The sequence below is a fragment of the Kitasatospora sp. NPDC057738 genome (assembly GCF_042798815.1).
In the GTDB taxonomy this organism is placed as follows: Bacteria; Actinomycetota; Actinomycetes; order Streptomycetales; family Streptomycetaceae; genus Kitasatospora; species Kitasatospora lactacystinica.
In genome coordinates, this window is record NZ_JBHVJT010000154.1 from 1 (window position 1) to 4,503 (window position 4,503).

Below are 4,503 nucleotides of genomic sequence, written 5' to 3' on the forward strand. Positions count from 1 at the left end.
GGACATGTGGTGCACTTGATGCGGACAAGTCATACAGGTAGCGTTTACCCCAAGTGGGGGCGTCGGGTACGCAATCGCCGCCCGCCGTCGCCGCCACCACCCCCCCATGCGGAAGGGAGTTCGACCATGGCCGAGAACATGGAGCAGCAGAACGTCGGCGAGAGCGGCGAGGAGGGCCCGGAGGTCGAGGCGCACGTGGCCAACATCCTGGACCTCCAGTCGATGAAGGTCCTGAGCGAGGCCTCCGACGGCAACTGCTTCAGCCTGATCAGCTACGTCGCCGGCGCCGAGACCTCCGCCTGACCGGAGTCCGCACGCCGGGCCGGGCACGGGGGCGGACGCACCGCCGCCCCCGGCCGCCGGCCGCCGAAGGCCTCCGGGGCGGTCCCGCCGGGACGGGACCGCCCCGGCCCGATCCGCACCCCCGCGGGTGCCCCCGCCCGACCACGGAGGACGGCCATGGAGCCCACCCCGCTCGCCCGCAACCGGGACTTCCGGCTGCTCTGGGCCGGCGGCCTGCTGGCCTCGCTCGGCTCCCAACTCGCCTCGATCGCCCTGCCGTTGCTGGTCCTGCGGGAGACCGGATCGGCCGCCCGGGCGGGCGCCGTCGGCACCGTCTCGGTCGGCGCGCTGCTGCTCACCATGCTGCCCGGCGGGGTGCTCGCCGACCGGATCGAGCGGCGCCGGCTGATGCGGATCTGCGACGTCCTCGGCCTGTTCGCGGTCGGCGCCCTGGTCGTCGCCGTGCTGCGCGGGCACACCCCGCTGCCGCTGGTCCTGCTGGTCGCCGCCGCCGGGGCGCTGATCACCGGCGTCTACGGGCCCGCCGCGGGCGGGCTGCTGCGCGCGGTGGTGCCCGCCGGGCAGGCCCGCGAGGCCTCCTCCCGGATGCAGGCGCGCGGCGCGGCCGCCCGGCTGATCGGACCGCTCGGCGGCGGGGCGCTGTTCGCCTGGCACCCGGTGCTGCCGTTCCTCGCCGAGGGCGTCGGACTGCTGCTGTCCACCGTCTGCGTGGCGCTGATGCGGACCCGCTCGCTGCCCGCCGCGAGGAACGGGCCGGTGCTCGGCCGGGCCGAGCTGACCGCCGGACTGGCCTTCATCTGGCACCGGCCCTATCTGCGCACCCTGCTGCTGATCTTCGGCCTCGGGATGAACTTCGCGTTCAGCGCGCTGATGTTCGCCACCCTGGCCGTCGCCTCCGACGGCGGCCGCTCCGGCGTCGGAGGCGGCACGGTCGTCTCCTGCACCGCGGCCGGCGCCCTGGCCGGCGCGCTGCTGGCTCCCCGGCTCGGTGCCCGGGTCCGGGACGGCAGCCTGGTCGCGCTCGCCTGCTGGGCCTGCGCGCTCACCGCCGGGGTCCTGGTGCTCACCCGGGTGCCGCTGCTGATCGGACTGCTCTGCGCGGCCTGCATGTGCCTGTCCACCGTCGCCAGCATCGGCTTCGTCTCCGGCATGCTGATCGCCGCGCCGCCCGACCGGATCGGCCGGGTGCAGAGCGCGGCCGCCTTCCTGTCCACCCTGGTCCAGCCGTTCGGCCCGCTGGCCGCCGGCACCCTGCTCGGCTCGCTCGGCGGCACCCGGACCTTCGCCCTGCTGGCCGTCGCCATCGCGCTCTGCGCGGCCGTGGTCACCTGGGCGCCGCCGGTCCGGCGCGGACCGCGGCCGCGCCCGGCCGTCTGAACACCGCCCGCTCCCGGAAGACTTCGGAACAGGAGGCCCCATGGCCGGCGCCCACGAGACCCAGCTGTACTGCCTCGCCGATCCGATGTACTACGACACCCCCGGGCGGCTGCGGGACGGGGCGAACCGCTACCCGCCGGCCCTCGGCGAGCCGCCCGCGGGCTGGCGGCGGGAGCAGCGCGGGCTGTGGACGGTGCTGCGGCCCGAGGTCCTGTCGGCCGACTCCCGGCTGCCGGAGCAGGGCTGGAAGCTGCACGTGTCGGCGGTGCGGGAGAGTGCCGAGCGGACACTGGACGCCGTCGCCCGGATCTGCCTCGACCGCCGGGTCGCGTTCAAGTTCCTGCGCGGCCCGGCGGCGCTGGCGGTGACGAACGGCAAGTTCGCGGGGCGCGGCAGCAGCGGCAAGTTCATCACCGTCTACCCGGCCACGGAGGGCGAGTTCCTCACCCTGGCCGAGGAGTTGGCGCGGGCGCTGGACGGCTTCCCCGGGCCGTACGTGCTCACCGACCTGCGGATCGGCGACGCCCCGGTGTTCGCGCGCTACGGGGCCTTCGTCGAACTGTGGTGCCAGGACGCGGCCGGGCGGGTCGTCCCGGCCCTGCGCGACCCGTCCGGCGCGCTCGTGCCCGACCCCCGCGAGCCGGCGTTCCGGCTGCCCGGGTGGGTCGAGCCGCCGGCCGCGCTGCGCCCGCACCTGGCCGCCCGGGCGGCGGCCCGCGGGCACCTGCCGTACCGGATCGTCGAGGTGCTCCGGTTCTCCAACGCCGGCGGGATCTACCTCGCCGAGCGGCACGGCACGGGGGAGCGGGTGGTGCTGCGCGAGGCCCGCCCGCACACCGGGCTGGACGGCGCCGGGGCGGACGCCCTGACCCGGCTGCGGCGCGAGCAGTGGGCGCTGGAGCGGCTGGCCGGGCTGGCGTGCGTGCCGCGGCTGCACGAGGTGCGCACGGTGTGGGAGCACACCTTCCTGGTGCAGGAGCACGTCGAGGGCGTCCAGTTGTTCACCGAGGCGATCCGGCGCTACCCGCTGGTGCACCAGAACTGCACACCGGAGCAGCGCGCCCGGTACGCGCGGTGGGTGGGCGGGGTGGTGGCGGGGCTGGAGCGGGCGCTCGCCGCCCTGCACGGGCGGGGCGTGCGGTTCGGGGACCTCCACCCGTCGAACGTGGTGCTCCGGCCGGACGGGTCGGTGGTGCTGGTGGACTTCGAGTACGCGGCCGGGCTGGACGACCGGCGGGTGCCGGTGGCCGGCGCGGCCGGACAGCACGTCCCGCCCGGACTGACCGGCGCCGAGGCCGACCGCTGGCTGCTCTGGGCCACCTGGCTGATGCTGCTGATGCCGGTGCTGGAACTGGCCGACCTCGACCCGGGCAAGCTCCCGGCGCTGGAGCGGCGGGCGCGCGAGTGGTTCGGACTCGGGGAGGAGGAGGGGCCGGTGCGCCCTGGAGCGGTGGCCCTGGTGGAGTCGGCGAGCGAGCGGCGCGGGCGGGAGCTGCTGGCCGGGCCCTCGCTGGACCCGGTGCGCCGGGAGCTGGTCGCGGGCCTGCACGCGGGCGCCACCCCGGACCGGCCGGACCGGCTCTTCCCCGGGGACGTGGCCGGGTTCGCCGACGGCGGTACGGGCGTGTCGCACGGCGCGGCGGGGGTGCTGTACGCGCTGCACCGCGCCGGCGCCGACTGGCCGCAGGAGTACGCGGACTGGCTGGTCGCCGCGGTGCGCCGGCGGGCCGACCGCCCCGGCACCGGCGGACTGTACGACGGGCCGCTCGGCACCGCGCTGGTGCTGGCCCGGATCGGCCGGACGGAGGAGGCGGAGGAACTGCTCGGGCGCGCCCGCACCGCCCGCCCGGCCCGGGAGGCGGGCCTGTTCGGCGGCCGGGCCGGCGCGGCGCTCGCCCGGCTGCGGCTGGCGCGGGCGCTGGACCGCCCCCGGGAGCTGGCCCACGCGCTCGACGACGCACGGGAGTTGGCCGCCGTGCTGCGCGGCGAGCCGGTGCCCGGACTGGACGAGCCGGCGGCCGCCGGACTGCTGTACGGGCTGGCGGGGGTCGCGCTGCTCCAGCTGCGGCTGTACCGGCGGACCGGCGAGCGGTGGCTGCTCGACTCCGGGCGGACCGCGCTGGAACGGGCCGTGGCCGGGTGCGTCCGGGTGCCCGACGGGTCGGTGCAGGTGCTGGAGGCCGGGCGCCGGCTGGCCTACCTGGACCGGGGCAGCAGCGGGATCGCGCTGGTGGTGCGGGAGTTCCTGGAGCACGCGGAGCTGCCGGGCGGGGAGGCCTTCCTGGCGGACGTGCGCAAGGTCTGCGCGCCCGGGTTCATCCGGGAGCCGGGCCTGTTCCGCGGGCGGGTCGGGCTGACGCTGGCGCTGGACCGGCTGGGCGGGGCGCCCGCGCGGGAGGCCGTGCTCGGGCAGGTGCGCAAGCTCCAGTGGCACCTGGTGGCCCGGCCGGAGGGGCTGCTGGTGCCGGGGATGAGGCTGCGGCGCTTCTCCGCCGACCTGCACACGGGCGCGGCGGGGGTGCTGCTGGCGCTGAGCGGGCTGGAGGAGGGGCCCGGGGAGCGGCGGGCGGACGTGCTGGACCTGCTGACCCTGGGGTGAGCGAACCGCGCGGCCGTCAGGTCGGCGCCGGTGCCCCACGGGCGCGGCCGTCAGGTCAGTGCCGGCGCCCGCACGGCCTCCACCGCGCGTTCGCGGGCGTGCAGGTGGGTGAGCCGCGGCAGGGCGTACAGGGCGGCGTGGGGGGGGGTCCCCCCCCGTGGGGGGGGACCCCCCCCCGCACTCTTCCTGGTCCCCCCCACGGATCAAAGAGGCCCCCCTCTCGT

The 4,503-nt window shown here is 77.4% G+C and carries 3 protein-coding genes; all 3 read left to right on the forward strand.

Translation table 11 applies throughout. The annotated features are described in order from the left end of the window. Positions 1 to 126 precede the first annotated feature (126 nt). Entirely contained in the window at positions 127 to 303 is a 177-nt protein-coding gene (locus tag ACFVGO_RS39215) for a hypothetical protein (protein ID WP_380636940.1), read from the forward strand. Between the two features lie 156 nt (positions 304 to 459). Continuing rightward, positions 460 to 1,680, forward strand: coding sequence for an MFS transporter (locus tag ACFVGO_RS39220; RefSeq protein ID WP_380636942.1), 1,221 nt, complete (start codon positions 460 to 462; stop codon positions 1,678 to 1,680). A 40-nt stretch (positions 1,681 to 1,720) separates the two neighbouring features. Continuing rightward, complete coding sequence (gene lanKC / locus ACFVGO_RS39225) at positions 1,721 to 4,279, forward strand: class III lanthionine synthetase LanKC (RefSeq protein WP_380636944.1); 2,559 nt, start codon at positions 1,721 to 1,723, stop codon at positions 4,277 to 4,279. The last annotated feature ends 224 nt before the right edge of the window (positions 4,280 to 4,503 follow it).

Bases quoted from the DNA above. Each gene is read 5' to 3' on its own strand.
- ACFVGO_RS39215 (WP_380636940.1), top strand. From the start codon at position 127: ATGGCCGAGAACATGGAGCAGCAGAACGTCGGCGAGAGCGGCGAGGAG.
- ACFVGO_RS39220 (WP_380636942.1), top strand. From the start codon at position 460: ATGGAGCCCACCCCGCTCGCCCGCAACCGGGACTTCCGGCTGCTCTGG.
- lanKC (WP_380636944.1), top strand. From the start codon at position 1,721: ATGGCCGGCGCCCACGAGACCCAGCTGTACTGCCTCGCCGATCCGATG.